The organism is Blastopirellula sediminis (assembly GCF_020966755.1).
Taxonomy (GTDB): domain Bacteria; phylum Planctomycetota; class Planctomycetia; order Pirellulales; family Pirellulaceae; genus Blastopirellula; species Blastopirellula sediminis.
Genome location: NZ_JAJKFT010000010.1, coordinates 3,440,847 through 3,455,574, shown reverse-complemented (window position 1 = coordinate 3,455,574; position 14,728 = coordinate 3,440,847). Strand labels below are relative to the sequence as shown.

17 protein-coding genes are annotated in these 14,728 nt (G+C 59.2%); 10 read left to right on the top strand and 7 right to left on the bottom strand.

The genetic code is table 11. The features are described from left to right. Positions 1 to 609, top strand: a complete 609-nt coding sequence (locus LOC68_RS25650) for a D-sedoheptulose-7-phosphate isomerase (RefSeq protein WP_230224392.1) — start codon at positions 1 to 3, stop codon at positions 607 to 609. 31 nt (positions 610 to 640) lie between these two features. Next, positions 641 to 1,633: an ROK family protein gene (locus LOC68_RS25645; protein ID WP_230224390.1), complete on the top strand. Its 993-nt coding sequence runs from the start codon at positions 641 to 643 to the stop codon at positions 1,631 to 1,633. A 162-nt stretch (positions 1,634 to 1,795) separates the two neighbouring features. On the opposite strand, the gene LOC68_RS25640 is transcribed toward LOC68_RS25645, so the two are convergent. The 4 genes from LOC68_RS25640 to thrC all read right to left on the bottom strand — a co-directional run bounded on the left by LOC68_RS25640 (position 1,796) and on the right by thrC (position 5,750). Beyond that, a complete protein-coding gene (locus LOC68_RS25640; RefSeq protein ID WP_230224388.1) occupies positions 1,796 to 2,845 on the bottom strand; it encodes a threonine aldolase family protein in 1,050 nt (349 codons plus the stop codon). A gap of 108 nt (positions 2,846 to 2,953) precedes the next feature. After that, positions 2,954 to 3,325, bottom strand: coding sequence for a hypothetical protein (locus tag LOC68_RS25635; RefSeq protein ID WP_230224386.1), 372 nt, complete (start codon positions 3,323 to 3,325; stop codon positions 2,954 to 2,956). Further along, a complete protein-coding gene (gene dapB, locus LOC68_RS25630) occupies positions 3,326 to 4,123 on the bottom strand; it encodes a 4-hydroxy-tetrahydrodipicolinate reductase (protein WP_230224384.1) in 798 nt (265 codons plus the stop codon). 226 nt (positions 4,124 to 4,349) lie between these two features. After that, positions 4,350 to 5,750: a threonine synthase gene (thrC, locus tag LOC68_RS25625; RefSeq protein WP_230224382.1), complete on the bottom strand. Its 1,401-nt coding sequence runs from the start codon at positions 5,748 to 5,750 to the stop codon at positions 4,350 to 4,352. A gap of 199 nt (positions 5,751 to 5,949) precedes the next feature. On the opposite strand from thrC, the gene LOC68_RS25620 reads away from it, so the two are divergent. From LOC68_RS25620 to LOC68_RS25610, 3 genes are all read left to right on the top strand, one after another. Continuing rightward, positions 5,950 to 6,357: a TraR/DksA family transcriptional regulator gene (locus LOC68_RS25620; RefSeq protein WP_230224380.1), complete on the top strand. Its 408-nt coding sequence runs from the start codon at positions 5,950 to 5,952 to the stop codon at positions 6,355 to 6,357. After that, entirely contained in the window at positions 6,332 to 6,967 is a 636-nt protein-coding gene (locus tag LOC68_RS25615; protein ID WP_230224378.1) for a signal peptidase II, read from the top strand. The genes LOC68_RS25620 and LOC68_RS25615 overlap by 26 nt, the downstream gene beginning before the upstream one ends. A 166-nt stretch (positions 6,968 to 7,133) precedes the next feature. After that, a complete protein-coding gene (locus tag LOC68_RS25610) occupies positions 7,134 to 7,622 on the top strand; it encodes an RrF2 family transcriptional regulator (protein ID WP_230224376.1) in 489 nt (162 codons plus the stop codon). A gap of 75 nt (positions 7,623 to 7,697) precedes the next feature. Here LOC68_RS25610 and LOC68_RS25605 read toward each other — a convergent pair whose 3' ends face one another. Both LOC68_RS25605 and LOC68_RS25600 read right to left on the bottom strand, forming a co-directional pair. Further along, positions 7,698 to 9,302 carry a glycine--tRNA ligase gene (locus LOC68_RS25605; protein WP_230225195.1) on the bottom strand — a complete coding sequence of 535 codons (1,605 nt, stop codon included), beginning with the start codon at positions 9,300 to 9,302 and terminating at the stop codon, positions 7,698 to 7,700. Between the two features lie 110 nt (positions 9,303 to 9,412). Next, positions 9,413 to 10,147, bottom strand: coding sequence for a 2-phosphosulfolactate phosphatase (locus LOC68_RS25600; protein WP_230224374.1), 735 nt, complete (start codon positions 10,145 to 10,147; stop codon positions 9,413 to 9,415). Positions 10,148 to 10,346: 199 nt separating this feature from the next. On the opposite strand from LOC68_RS25600, the gene ubiE reads away from it, so the two are divergent. The 5 genes from ubiE to LOC68_RS25575 all read left to right on the top strand — a co-directional run bounded on the left by ubiE (position 10,347) and on the right by LOC68_RS25575 (position 14,270). After that, positions 10,347 to 11,054, top strand: a complete 708-nt coding sequence (gene ubiE, locus LOC68_RS25595) for a bifunctional demethylmenaquinone methyltransferase/2-methoxy-6-polyprenyl-1,4-benzoquinol methylase UbiE (protein ID WP_230224372.1) — start codon at positions 10,347 to 10,349, stop codon at positions 11,052 to 11,054. Further along, positions 11,051 to 11,719 (top strand): UbiX family flavin prenyltransferase, encoded by a 669-nt coding sequence (locus LOC68_RS25590; protein WP_230224371.1) that lies wholly within the window; start codon positions 11,051 to 11,053, stop codon positions 11,717 to 11,719. Before ubiE ends, LOC68_RS25590 begins: the two co-directional genes overlap by 4 nt. After that, on the top strand, positions 11,703 to 12,614 hold the full coding sequence (locus tag LOC68_RS25585) for a UbiA-like polyprenyltransferase (protein WP_230224368.1): 912 nt from the start codon (positions 11,703 to 11,705) through the stop codon (positions 12,612 to 12,614). The genes LOC68_RS25590 and LOC68_RS25585 overlap by 17 nt, the downstream gene beginning before the upstream one ends. A gap of 27 nt (positions 12,615 to 12,641) precedes the next feature. Further along, positions 12,642 to 13,373 carry a type 1 glutamine amidotransferase gene (locus LOC68_RS25580; RefSeq protein WP_230224366.1) on the top strand — a complete coding sequence of 244 codons (732 nt, stop codon included), beginning with the start codon at positions 12,642 to 12,644 and terminating at the stop codon, positions 13,371 to 13,373. 78 nt (positions 13,374 to 13,451) lie between these two features. After that, positions 13,452 to 14,270, top strand: a complete 819-nt coding sequence (locus tag LOC68_RS25575; RefSeq protein WP_230224364.1) for a phosphatidylinositol-specific phospholipase C/glycerophosphodiester phosphodiesterase family protein — start codon at positions 13,452 to 13,454, stop codon at positions 14,268 to 14,270. On the opposite strand, the gene LOC68_RS25570 is transcribed toward LOC68_RS25575, so the two are convergent. Beyond that, complete coding sequence (locus LOC68_RS25570; protein WP_230224362.1) at positions 14,253 to 14,666, bottom strand: hypothetical protein; 414 nt, start codon at positions 14,664 to 14,666, stop codon at positions 14,253 to 14,255. The two genes, LOC68_RS25575 and LOC68_RS25570, sit on opposite strands and share 18 nt — an antisense overlap. Between the last annotated feature and the right edge of the window lie 62 nt (positions 14,667 to 14,728).

The following is a 14,728-nucleotide window of genomic DNA, read 5'->3' as shown; positions in this document are numbered from 1 at the left end:
ATGCTAGGCGCCCAACTAGATACGTCCGCGTACATCTCCCACTTGCAACAAGAGATCGCGAAAGTCGATCAGGCTGCGATCAAGAACTGGGCCGATCTGATTTATCAGGCCTGGGAAAATGGGAAATGGGTTTACATCTTCGGCAACGGCGGCTCCGGCACAACCGCCAGCCACATGGCCGAAGACCTGGGGAAAAGCACGCTGCACGAAAAAGACCTTGGCGACGAGTCGCGGAAGCGTCTAAAGGTGCTCAGCCTGACCGATAACGCCGGTTGGTTGATGGCGGTCGGTAACGACCTCGCCTACGATCAAATCTTCCTGCAGCAGTTGATGAACTACGGCGGGGAAGGGGACGTGGTGATTGCGATCAGCGGATCCGGCAACAGCGCCAATGTGCTGAACGCCGTCGACTGGGCGAATCGCCATGGTCTGAAGACGATCGGCCTGACCGGCTATAGCGGCGGCAAGCTGAAAGACCTCGCCCAGCATAGCCTGCACGTACCGACCGACGATATGGGGATGGTCGAGAGCATTCATCTTTGCTTGTTCCACTGGGTCTTGAACGACGTCTTCGCCCGCATCAATCACGTCGGTCGATACGCCGCGTAAGCCGCTTGCGTTCCGAGGAGATGAAGCCAACATGTTCCTCGGAATCGAGATCGGCGGTACCAAACTGCAAGTCGTTATCGGTGAGCCGGGACAAGATCCAGTCGCTTTAGAGCGAATGGATGTGCAGCCTGATCGTGGCGCGATTGGGATTCTCGACCAGATCGAAACCGCCACGCATCGCTTGCTGCAAAAGAACAAACCGGTCGGCATCGGCGTCGGCTTCGGCGGCCCGGTTGATCCGCAAACCGGCATTGTCGCCAAGAGCCATCAGATTGAAGGCTGGGACCGCTTCCCGCTGCGTGACTGGTGTCAAAAGACGTTCAACTTGCCGACGTCGATCTGCAACGACTGCGACGCTGCCGCGTTGGCCGAAGCGACCTACGGAGCAGGGGAGGGCGCCGGCAGCGTCTTCTACGTCACAGTCGGCACTGGAGTCGGCGGCGGCTTCGTCTATCAAGGAAAGCAGTTTGGCGCCGATCGTCCGGCGATCGCCGAGATTGGGCACATGCGTCCCGGCATGCACGCCGATCGAGCCGAGATCACCGTCGAATCAATCGCCAGCGGTTGGGGGCTTGCAGCCGAAGCTCGCTCCCGTCTGATGGGAGACGTTTCCCGTTCCCTCTCCCTTTCCCGCGAACGAGGGCCGATCGCCGAACAAACCAGCGACGAATTCTCGCGTGATCTGCTCCTCCGCTGCGACCATGATCTCGACCAACTGACCGCCAAGCTAATCGGCCAGGCTGCCGCGGATGGCAATGAATTGGCCCGCGACATTCTCGACCATGGCACCCAGGCGCTCGGCTGGGCGATCGCCCAGGTCGTCACGCTAATCGCGCCGCAAGTGATTGTGGTCGGCGGCGGGGTCTCGCTGATGGGAGACCAACTCTTCTTCACCCCGCTGCGCGCCCAAGTCCGGCGGTTCGTCTTCCCGCCGCTGGCCGACAGCTACGCGATCGTCCCGGCGGCGCTCGGCGAACTAGTGGTCGTCCACGGCGCACTCGCTCTCGCTGCACAAAACGCCTAACACTAGCCCGCAGCGCAAGCGAGGGAATGCGTCTAGCGATCATGATTCGTTTCGAAGCGACTTTGATGGGGCTACGCGCCACTAGAATGCGAGCACATTCCCTCGCTTGCGCTGCGGGCTAGTGTTTAGCGGATTCGCGATTCGTGGTCCGAAGAGCGGACCCTACTTCGTCAGCTCACGCAGATCATCAATCAGCGCGTTCACGTCATCCATCGACGTATCCCACGAGCACATGAAGCGGGCGCCGCCGCTGCCGATGAAGTTGTAGAACTTCCAGCCTCGCTCACGAAGTCCCGCCGCAACATTCTCCGGCAAATGCACGAAGCAGGCGTTCGCTTCGACGGGCGCGAGTAGCGACAATCCTTCGATCGACTCGACCGCTTTTCCCAGAGCCGCCGCACAAGCGTTGGCGTTCTTGGCATGCTTCAGCCAGGCGTTCGTTTCGAGCAGCCCGATCCAGGGCGCCGACAGGAAACGCATCTTCGAGGCCAACTGCCCTGACTGCTTGCAACGGTATTCAAACTCGTTGGCGAGGTCATGGTCAAAGAAGATGACCGCTTCGCCGACCGGCATGCCGATCTTTGTGCCGCCGAAGCAAAGGACGTCGATCCCCAGTCGCCAGGTAACGTCGGCCGGGGCTTTTCCTAAACTAGCCAAGGCGTTCGACAACCGGGCGCCGTCCAGATGGACTCGCAAGTCATGCCGCTTGGCGACGTCGCACAGCGCGGCGAGTTCATCCGGTTGGTAGACCGTACCCATTTCGGTCGCCTGGGTGACGCTCAGGACGCGCGGCTTTGGATAGTGGATGTCTTTGCGACGATTGACGATGCTTTCGACCGAGTCTGGATCAATCTTTCCGTTGGCGCCATCGGCCAAGAGAACCTTCGTACCGTTGGAGAAGAACTCCGGCGCGCCGCACTCGTCGGTTTCGACGTGGGCGAGCGCGTGGCAGATCACACTGTGGTACGAGTTGCAAAGCGAGGCCAAGGCGAGCGAGTTGGCCGCCGTACCGTTGAAGACGAAGTAGACTTCGCAGTCGGTCTCGAAAAACTGACGCAGCAAGTCGGACGCACGCGCAGTCCAGGGATCATCTCCGTACGCAGGGGCATGACCAAATCGGGCATGCTCGAGCGCTTCCCAGACTTCAGGAATGACGCCTGCGTAGTTATCGCTGGCGAACTGACGGCGCGGCAGTGGATTGGGGGCGTTCAAGCGACCCTCCGACGAAGCTGAAGATGTGAAAGACCAAGCGTTATCGCTCATTATGCCTGATCCTCGTCGAAGGCTCTTGTAGAATCTGCGCGCAAACCGCAGAGCATTTTACTTTCCGCGGCTCTCCGCATACTTTGCCCGCACTTCGGGCAAAGGATAGTCGACAATTGGCAAATTTACTTGCACCAGTTCTCGCAACCGTTCGTAACCGCGAGTCGCTAACTTTTCCCGCTCGGCGACGAACGCCGGATCGAGATTCGACTTCGCGAAGTCTCCCTCGGCGACGACCGGCGGAAAGTCCGGATGGACGACGAACTGAGCCAGGACTGGGTTGCAACGAATGTGGCGTTCCGGCGTCGTGTGCAGCACTTCCGGGTCAAGCATCCCGATCACGTACCGCAGATAGAGGTCGCTCTCGGTCAGCTTCTCGACCGGGCGGCCGCACACTTCGCAGTTGTACCCTTCGTCGCACTTCGCCATTTACAGTCCCAGGACGTCCGCCATCGTGTACAGCCCGGCCGGTTTGCCGGCGACGAACTGCGCCGCTTTCAGCGCGCCGTTCGCGTAGCAATCGCGATTGCTGGCGCCCACTTTCAGTTCGATCGTTTCGCCCAGCAAGCCGAAGATGATCGTGTGCTCGCCCGGGTTGTCGCCAACGCGAACGGCGTGGTAGCCGATCTCGTCATGAGGACGCTCGCCGGGACGACCTTCGCGGCCGTGCGCTTCTTTGGTTTGTCCCATCTGCGATTTGACGATCTCACCGAACTTCAGCGCGGTGCCGCTCGGCGAGTCTTCCTTAAAGCGATGATGTCGCTCGACGATTTCAACGTCGGCGCCGCCGGGATAGTCCTTCAGCGAGGCGGCGGCGATTTCGGTCAGCTTCATCGTCAGGTTGACCGCCAGACTCATGCTGGGCGCCCAGACGATGGCAATCTTCTTGGCCGCTTCGTGCAGCGCCGCTTTGTGCTCGTCGGTCAGACCGGTCGTCGCCATCACCAGGGCGATGTTGTTGTCGACGCACAGCTTGATCGCGCGATCGGCGCCAGCGGGAACTGAGAAGTCGATCAGCGCGTCGGCCGAGACTTCCAGTTTCGACGAGAGAGGCAAGCCGATCGGCCCGACGCCAGCAATCGCGCCGGCGTCTTCGCCCAATCTGGGATGGCCGTCATGCTCTAGCGCCGCGACCAGCTCGATGCCGGGATTTTGATGTCCCAGCGCAATCAAACGTTGCCCCATTCGACCAGCGGCGCCGCTGATCACCACGCGCGGTGCGCTCATAGCTTCTATACTCCGATGAACTCTGTTTGATCTGGTACTGGGGTGCCGTTGCCACGTCTGCGTGGCAATGAATGTGCATGAATCACACGTTTGTCGTGGAACAGCTGGTGAGCGATTGGCAACGAAACGCCGTGTGCCACTGATGGCTTGTCCAGCAGTGGAAAGTCGGTATCAGGCGCCCACTGTTGGGCAAGCCAACAGTGCCACCCGGATTGAACCGCTTCGATTAACCGTAAAGCTGGATAGCTCGGACGATATCGTCCAGTTCGTTCTTGACCGCCACGGCGCGATTCGCGTGCGCCGCTCGTTTGACGCCGCGACTTCCCAGGACTTGATTGAAGTAGTCCTGGTCGGTCGTGTGATAGGCGACCGTCGCGTTCGGATCTTTCAGCAGGTGCCCGGTCAGGATGCAGACGACGCGATCGCTCGGCGCGATTACCCCTTCTTCTCGCAGCATCTTGGCGCCGGCCACGCTGGCGGCGCTGGCCGGTTCGCAACCCATGCCGCCGGCGCCGACTTGGCTCTTGGCGTCCATGATCTCTTGATCGTTCACCTGGCGGACGACGCCGTCGCAGTCGTGCAGCGCTCGCAAGCACTTGGTCAGGTTGACCGGACGATTGATTTCAATCGCACTGGCCAAGGTCGACGCTTTGGCGCCGGTCTCGTCCATGTTCTTGTAGTAGCCGTCGATCACCTTCTGATCGAAGCGCCCACCATTCCAGCGCAAATTGTGGTTGTTGTAGAGTTGGTCGAGCGTATCGGCGCCAGCCGCGTTGATCACCGCCAGACGCGGAATTCGCGTGATCAGGCCAAGCTCTTTCAATTCGGCGAACGCTTTGCCGAAGGCGCTGGAGTTACCCAGGTTTCCGCCCGGGACGACGATCCAATCCGGCGGCTCCCAGCGCAGCGCTTCGAGCACGCGGAACATCACTGACTTTTGCCCTTCCAGACGGAACGGGTTGACGCTGTTGACCAGGTAAATCCCCAGGTCCTTGGTCACTTCCTTCACGCGAGCCATCGCGTCGTCGAAGTCGCCGGAGATCTGCAGCGTCAGGGCGCCGTAGTCGAGCGCCTGCGACAGCTTGCCGTACGAGATCTTGCCCGAGCCGATGAAGATGACCGCCTTCATCAATTGGGTGACCGAGCAGTACATCGCCAGCGACGCGCTGGTGTTGCCGGTCGAAGCGCACGCCGCCCGCTTCGCGCCAACGATGTGGGCATGCGTAAACGCGGCGGTCATGCCGTTGTCTTTGAAGCTGCCGGAAGGGTTCATCCCTTCGTACTGCAGATGAAGTTTGCCCGAATCGAGCCCGACGTACTGACCGACGCGATCGGTCTGCTGCAGCAACGTTTGCCCTTCGCCCAAGGTGACGATCTGCTCGTCCGACGCGTAGGGGAACAAGCTGCGGAAACGCCAGACGCCGCTGAAGTTGAGCGGGTTATCGCGACGCGACCAGTTCGCTTCGATCTCTTTCCAACTGCTTGGGGGCTTTACCTTGTCCCAGTCGTATTTGACGTCAAGCAGTTCGCCGCAAGCGGGACAAGCAACCAGAACCTGGCCGATGTCGTAGGTTTTTCCGCAGTCAGGCGAGAGGCATTTTTGAAATGCGTGGGGAGCGTCGGCCACGTGGCTAATTACTTACTATGAAAGGCTTTTTGAACAAAAATCGGGAACGCTCAGTCTATTGGAGCAAGTCGCGCCCATCAAGGCGAGATCCCACCCTGCGTAGAGGCGGAAAAAGCGAAGATGGTTCAAAAATTGACGCGGCGAAAATTCCCCCATTAGAATAAGGGGGCTTTCACTCACCTCGATGGAGTCCGCGGCCATGGCGACAACCCCTTCGGACGCGAAAAAAAACGCTTTGAAGCCTGCGGAAGCCGAGCCTTTCCGCGTATTGCTGCAGACGCTGCGTGCTCGACTGCGGGGAGACGTTTCGCAAATGACCGAGTCGGCTCTCCGCAAAACACGGAGCGAATCGTCGGGTGATCTCTCGAGCATGCCGATTCACATGGCGGACATCGGCAGCGACAACTACGAGCAGGAGTTCACGCTCAACATGCTGGCGGCCGAGGAAGGGACGCTTCAACTGATTCAAGACGCACTGGCCAGAATTGACTCCGGAATGTATGGTGCGTGCGTCGAATGCGGCGGACGAATTAAAAAGCCGCGACTAAACGCGATCCCTTACACACCGCTTTGCATTGACTGTGCCAACCAGCGAGAACACGCCTAGCCCGCAACCTTCGATCCAACCGACCGTTGGGGTCAGCCGCTACGTCATCTTCTTCACCTTGGCGATCGCCGGGTGCGCGTTGGATTTGTGGACAAAACACGCCGTGTTTCAGGCCGACGCGCAGTTTCCGCTGATCGAACGCCCAGGAAAACCGCCGCTGCGAATCTACTGGCTGATCGAGAACTACGTCGGCTTTGAGACGTCGCTCAATCACGGCGCGCTGTTCGGCCTAGGGCAGGGCGGGACGCCGGTTTTCGCTGGTTTCTCGGTATTAGCGGCAATTGGGATCGTCTATTGGCTCTTTATCCGCAAGGCGGCGAGCGATCTCTGGCTGACGATTGCGCTCGGCAGCGTGACCGCAGGCATTTTCGGAAATCTATATGACCGACTCGGTATGTACCACGGCTTCGGTCATTGGGACAAAGGCGCCGTTCGCGACTGGATTTTGCTGACAGCTGGCTCTTACGACCTCCGCTGGCCAAATTTTAATATCGCGGACAGTTTTTTAGTTTGTGGGGCTGCATTGCTTCTTATCCATGCTTTTATGCAGCCTGCGGGGGAAAAAGCGTCGCAATCCCCAGCCAACCACCCGCCCCAACAAGAAGTGTAAGCATATTTTATTGACAATGTAATAATTTCTAGTAAATTATCACCTGTCCCGTGGAAGTTCTGGTCAATGCCCTCACATTGGCGAGAAATGGAAGCGGAACAATCGTCAAACACTTCTTCTCATCATGCGCACGGGAGTCTTCACCTCCCAACATAGGGGCAATCCCATGAAACTTTCGCGTACCGTCGCCTATGCCCTTCAGGCGACCCTCCAACTGGCTGAAACCGATTCCCAAAGCCCGGTTCCCTGCAGCAAACTCGCTGCCAAGGGAGACATGCCAGAACGTTTCCTGTTGCAGGTCCTGCGTAATCTTGTCACCCATGGCATCCTGCGCAGCACGCGCGGAGTCGACGGCGGCTACACCTTGGTGCGTCCGGCCGACCAGATTTCGCTCCTAGAAATCATCGAGGCGATCGACGGTCCGATGGACTCGCGATTGCCGCTGGAAACCGAAGTCGACACTTCGTTCCAGGAGAACCTGAAAGAAGCTTTGGCCAACGTCACCAGCGCGATGCGTCAGCAACTTGCCGACATCAAGATCTCGAAGCTTGTGACCAAGGCGTCAAGCGGCAACGGCCGTCCGGTCATCGCTCCGCACCCGCACATCGCGTCCACGATGACCGATGCCGGCGTGCCGGTTCGCCAGGGAACCTAGTTCTCTTGCCAACCTAGCGCGGAAAAAAAACGCTTATGCGGCCACCAGGCCGCATAAGCGGGATGCACTTCGTGATTAGCCGTTGACCAGCTTATCGATCTCGGCGACCACGTCGTCTTTCTTGACGCGCCATTGTTCCAGCGTGTCGCGATGGCGAATCGTGACCGTTCCGTCGCTGATCGACTCTCCATCGACCGTAATGCAGAACGGCGTTCCGGCCTCGTCCTGACGGCGATATCGTCGTCCAACCGCTCCCTTTTCGTCATAGAAGACGTTGAATTTCTTCTTCAGCGAGCGGTAGATGTCCTGTGCCATCTCGGGCATTCCATCTTTCTTGACCAATGGGAAGACCGCCGCTTTGAGCGGGGCGATCCGCGGGTGCAGCTTCATCACCACGCGCGACTGCATCTTGCCGTTTTCATCGGGCGCTTCGTCCTCGGTGTACGCTTCGCACAGGAAGGCCAGCGTCGCACGATCGGCCCCGGCCGAAGGTTCGATCACGTGCGGCGTATAACGCTCGTTCGTGATGTCGTCTCGGTAGGTCAAATCCTTGCCGCTGCCACGATGCCGCGGTTTGCCGTTCTCGTCCAGTTCCAGCGTCAGCGGGTTGCTTTCGGGATCGAGCTTTCCTTCCATGTGACTGCGCAGGTCGAAGTCGCCGCGATGGGCGATCCCTTCCAGTTCTCCGTACTCGCCGGCCGGCAAGAACGGGAATGCGTACTCGACGTCGGCGGTGCCGGTCGAGTAATGGCTCAATTCGTCCGGATCATGCTCACGCAGGCGGAGCTTGTCCCCAGCCAACCCCATGTCGATGTACCACTGGAAGCGACGATTGCGCCAGTAGGTGTACCACTCGGCCGACGAGTTGGGATGGCAGAAGAACTCGATTTCCATCTGCTCGAACTCACGCGAACGGAAGGTGAAGTTCCGCGGCGTGATTTCGTTGCGGAAGCTCTTTCCGATCTGCGCGATCCCGAACGGCACGCGAACCCGCGAGCTGTCGACCACGTTCTTGAAGTTGACGAAGATCCCCTGAGCCGTTTCGGGACGCAAAAACGCGGCGTTTTCTTCTCCCCCGAGCGCCCCGACGATCGTCTTGAACATCAGGTTGTATTCGCGCGGCTCGGTCAGCGTTCCCAGCTCTTTCGCGTCTGGCCCCAGCACTTGTGAGAAGTCGTCAACCGTCGTGAGCGAAACCATCACTCCGTCCCACTTCAGCTGATCGGCTTGCTTGGTGCGAAGCCCGAAGAACTTCAGCGCGTTCCGTTCGATGTCGGCTTCGGGATGATCCGAGTCCGATCCGGCGGTCGCGAAGACGATCTGTCCCTTCGCTTCGACCCAACGTCCGACGACCTGGTCGTGGCGATAGCGTCTTTTCGATTGGCGGCAGTCGACCATGTAGTCGTGGAACAGGTCGTAGTGCCCCGAGCACTTCCAGACCTGCGGGTGCATGATGATCGTGCAGTCGAGCCCGGTCATTTCGTACGGCTCGGGAGCTCCCGGCATCGTCGACAGGTCGTCATGTCCGGTGACCATATCGCGCCACCAGGCCTCTTTGACGTTGCGCTTCAGCTCAACTCCGAGCGGCCCGTAGTCCCAAAAGCCGTTGATCCCTCCGTAGATTTCAGAGGATTGAAAGAGAAATCCGCGTCGCTTGCAGAGCGACACCAGCTTTTCCATTTCCATGACAGGACTCGGCTAACAAAGAGTGGGGGTGTAAAGGCGTACCAATCGTCGCCCAAACATGGGGACGAAAAGGACCTAGTTTAGCTTGCCATAGGGAGTTACGTCTACCGGAGACGTATTTCCCACGTGCTTGCGTTCAGCTCGGGAACCAGATCGAACTTGTCGAGCGTCGCGGCGATCTGGATGTCGTTTTCCAGACCGATCGCCAGCACGTTGCGGCCGCCGCGGCTCTTTTGCAGCCGCTCGACCAACGGGACGGCGACCAGGTTTTCCTGGGCCGTCTGCCAAGCGTCGAGGGCGATTTGAGCGGCGTCGTTCAGCTCCCAATCGCCGGTGGCGGCCATCAGGTCGACGATCGCTCCGGCCAGCAGGACGTCTTCACGGGTCACTTCGCCGGCAGTTCCGGCACAAACCAGATGGACCTCTTGGGCGCCTGAAAGTTCGCGGCAGACCGCCGAAAGATTGACGAAGGCGCCAATCAGAATCCGCTTCGCCCGCTGACAGCGCTGCATCGCCTTGGTGCCGTTGGTGGTGGTAAAGACGACCGTATGGCCTCCAACCACGCTTGTCGAATACTCGGAGGGAGAATTCCCGAGATCGAACCCGTCGATCCGCAAGCCCCCGCGTTCGCCCCCCAAAAGCGCTCCGTCGATGGCGGCCGCTTTTTCTTTGGCGTCTTCGATCGAGATGCAGGGGACCACATGATCGGCGCCGGCGGCCAGCATATGAACGATCGTGGTAGTCGCTCGAAGGACGTCGATGACGACCGTGGTCGATCCAGCAAGAGCTTCTTCCGAGGCAAGTTCCGGCAGCAGATGTACGTGAAGCGCAGACGACATGATTTCCTCTCGATAAGTTGGTCGCCATGATATAACGCCCAGCGGCTGGAAGGAATGCGACAACAGCCGCCACCAGAGGGAGGATCCGATTTTTCGCCCCGAAGGCCGCCCGCCGACGCCGTGTTACGAAAACCTCCCGCTTGCGGTAAATTAGGTGGTTTCATCGCTTCAAGTCGCCCGCACTGGGAAAGCGCAACGCATGGTCGTCGACAAATCGGAAACGCGCGTCCGGCGAATGTTCGCCGAAATTGCCGGAAAATACGACCGGATGAATCATCTGCTGTCGATGAACGTCGACCGCTATTGGCGTTGGCGAACGACCAAAATCGTTCCCCCGACCGGCGACGCGCCGATTCTGGACGTCTGCACCGGCACCGGCGACCTGGCGATCGCCTATTACAAAGCGGCGAAGGGGAAGCTGCAGATCGAAGCGACCGACTTCTGTCCCGAAATGCTCGAAATCGGCGAAGTCAAAAAGCAACGCGCCGGCATTGAAGGGATTCGCTTTCAGGAAGCCGACACCCAGGCGTTGCCGTTCGAGAGCGATACGTTTCAGATCGTCTCGGTGGCGTTCGGCCTGCGTAATGTGACGAACACCGATCTTGGCCTCAGCGAGATGACCCGCGTCTGCAAGCCCGGCGGCAAAGTTGCGGTCCTTGAGTTCTCGATTCCGCAGTGGCAGCCGTTCAAGGCGTTTTACCTGTGGTACTTCCGCAATATCCTGCCGCTGCTGGGACGGATGTTCGCGAAGAACAAAGAAGACGCTTACAAGTATCTGCCTGATAGCGTCGGCGAGTTTCCGTATGGCGAAGCGCTCGCCGAGCGAATGCGAGCCGCCGGTCTGCATGACGTCTTTTTCAAGCCGCTCACCTTCGGCATTGCGACGCTCTACGTGGGGACCAAATGAGCGCGGCGTCTCCCATTGTGCTGGGAATCACCGGCGCCAGTGGCGCCGTTTACGCGCGACGCCTGCTGAACGTGCTGATTCACTCCGGCTACGACGTCGACCTCTCGATCAGCGAGTCAGGCCGCGCCGTCTGGCTGCAAGAGCTGGACGTTGCGCTCGACCTGCAAAAGTTTGATCCGTATTCGATTCTGGCCAAAACGACGCCGACCGCTGATAAACGCCTGGCCGCAACGATCGAATTAAATCAGCCGCAAACGACCGGCAAACTCCGCTACTTTCACTACAAAGACTTTCTGGCGCCGATCGCCAGCGGTTCGGCCCTTTCCCGCGGCATGGTGATTTGTCCCTGCTCTGGCGGAACGCTGAGCGGCGTCGTCCATGGCGCCAGCGATACGTTGATTGAACGAGCGGCCGACGTCCACCTGAAAGAACGCCGTAAGCTGATTCTCGTTCCGCGCGAGACGCCGCTGTCGCTCGTTTATCTCGACAACTTGCGTCGCGCGGCCGAAGCTGGCGCCGTCGTCTTGCCGGCGATGCCGGGTTGGTATCACGGCGTGCAGACGCTCGACGACTTGATCGACTTTATCGTGGCCCGGATTTTGGATCAGTTGGAAGTTCCGCACGCATTGATGCGACGATGGGGGAGCGATGATTCAGCGAATTAGCGACATCCTGGCGATGATCCGCTTTAGCCATACCGTCTTCGCGATGCCGTTCGCATTGCTCGCCGCAGTGATGGCCTGGAATGCGCCGACACCGGAGGGAATCGACGTGCGGTTCTCATGGCGTGAACTGCTGGGGATCGTCCTCTGCATGGTCTTTGCCCGCAGCGCCGCGATGGCGGTCAATCGACTCGCCGATCGCAAGATCGACGCCGAGAACCCCCGCACCAAAACGCGACATATCCCGGCCGGGATTCTTTCGGTCGGCGAAGTGACGCTGTTTACTGTCGCCTGCTCGATCGGCTTCATTGCGTCGACGCTGCTCTTCTGGCCGAATTGGCTGCCGCTGGCGCTTTCAGTTCCGGTTCTGCTTTTCCTGTTCGGTTACAGCTATACGAAACGCTGGACGTCGCTCGCTCACTTTTGGCTTGGCGCCTCGTTGATGATGGCGCCGATCGCGGCCTGGATCGCGATCCGTGGCGCGGCGATTCTGGCCAGTCCGCTCGATCTGCTGCCGGCCGTGACGCTTGGTTTCGCCGTGCTGTTGTGGGTCGCCGGGTTCGACATCATCTATGCGTGCCAAGACGCGGAGTTCGATCGCGACGCCAAACTGCACAGCGTTCCGTCGACGTTCGGCATCGCGGGCGCCTTGCGGATCGCGGCCGCATGTCACGCGCTGATGATCGGAGCGTTGGCGCTCTTGCCGGTGGTCTATCCATCGCTCGGTCTGCTCTATTGGATCGGCGTTGCGGCCGTGGCGATTCTGCTGATTTACGAGCATGCGATCGTTCGCCCTGACGACTTGTCGCGGGTCAATCTCGCCTTCTTTCATGTCAACACGATCGTTGGGATCGGGCTCTTCATTGTGACGACGCTCGACCTGCTGCTCTGGAAGTAATCGTCGCCGCTGGCCTAGAATGGCGGCATGACGAAACGCCTCCGCTATCTTCTGATTCAGATCCGCAACGCTGACGATCCGATTCGCGGCCAGGAAATCGGCTGTTTCGCGCGAGCACTGGAGTGCCATCCGAGCCAGATCGAGCCGTTTGATTTGCTCTCTGGCGCCCCTAGCGAGCGTCATCTCGCCGAGATCGACATGGTGATGATCGGCGGCAGCGGACACTATTCGGTCGCGTCCGACGGCGAGTGGCTGCATGCGGCGATGGCGGGGCTGCGGAAAATTGTCGAGCTTGAAGTCCCGATGTTCGGCTCGTGCTGGGGATTTCAGGCGCTCGCGCGAGCGCTCGGCGGGCGCGTGATCCATGACCTGGAACATGCGGAGCTGGGAACGCACGAACTCTTCCTGACTGACGCCGGTCGGGCCGATCCGATCTTCGGAACCCTGAGCCAGCGTTTCCCCGCCTACATGGGACACGAAGACCGCGTGATTGAACTGCCGCCAGGCGTCGACCTGCTCGCCTCAAGCGATCTCGTCCCGCAGCAAGCGTTCCGCGTTCACAACAAACCGATCTACTGCACGCAGTTCCATCCCGAACTGACGGTCCCCGCGCTGTTGGAACGAGTCAGAGCCTATCCCGAATACTGCGCAAAAATCGCCGGCATTCCGTACTACGAGTTTGAAGCGAGTTTTACTGCCGCGGCGACCGAAACGGAGGGGCTGCTCTTGGCGTTTCAGCGGGAGTTTCTCGGGGCGTAGATCAATCCGGCGACCGCCGAGGTTACAATGGCTGCAGTTTTCTGACGCCTGAAGTTTCCTTAATTGCGGATCGGTCCCTTGCGTTTGAATCATCTCCTCCTGGTCGTGTCGTTTCTACTTTCGACATTCGCCCAAGTGCAGGCGGAAGAGATCGCGACCGTCTTGCCGCGTGCTCACGCCCATAACGACTACCTGCACAAGCGACCGCTGCAAGACGCTCTTTCGCACGGCTTTAACAGCGTCGAGGCCGATATCTTTCTGGTTGACGATCAACTGCTGGTCGCCCATTCGCACCAAGAGATTCATCCGCAGCGAACGCTCGAGTCGCTTTATCTCGAACCGCTCAAACAGCGCGTCAAGGCTGGCGACGGCAAGGTCTATCCCAACGCACCGCCGTTTCGCCTAATGATCGATATCAAAAGCGATGCTGAAACGACGTACGCCGCGCTCAATATCATGCTGGCCAAGTATGCGGACATTCTCGCGCAAGTTCACGACAGCAAGTTCCAGCCGGGCGCGATCGAAGTCGTCATCTCCGGCAACCGCCCGCAGCAAACGATTGCCGCAGCGAATTCACGCTACGCCGGAATCGACGGACGCCTGGGAGACCTCGGCGGCCAAAAGGCGAAGCATCTCATGCCGCTGATCAGCGACAACTGGAAGTCGCACTTCAAGTGGAACGGAGCAGGGGAGATCCCAGCCGCCGAGAAGGAGAAACTGCGACAGTTGGTGCGGCGCACGCATGACGAAGGACGAGCGATTCGCTTTTGGGGAACGCCTGATACGCTAGCGATGTGGCGAGTGTTGGACGAGTGCGGGGTCGATGCGATCAATACGGATGACTTGTCGGGGCTCGCCAAGTACCTGAACGGCGAAGCGCTATCGCAAAAGAACTAACACCGCAATCGAGGCCTGAAGCAGCAGGAGGCTCTTCAGATCCCACCGCAGCCACAAGAGCGGCAAAGTCGCCCAAACGGAGCCGGCGACTGCCATCCACCAGGCGACTACGATCAGAAGGTTCCGGTAGTTGATATTCGCAAGATCGATGTTTGTATGTCGCTCCAGATGCGCCGTTGGCCGTTCTTCTGCCCACCAGGACTCGCCATCGAACACACTTCGCTCCTCAACCGTCCAGTAAAAGTACGTTCTTGGCCATCCCATCCAGAACGTCTGAGTGCGTCTTCTCGCATTGGCTTCCAAAATCCCGAAATCACTTACCGAACGAACCTGGAACACAATTGCGATGACGACAACGATTAACAGTGCTCCGATCGAAAGAACACGGCTATTCACGTTACGAGCCTTTCGCGATAAAAACGATCTTCCCTTTCTCTTCGCGTTATACCAAGAAACAA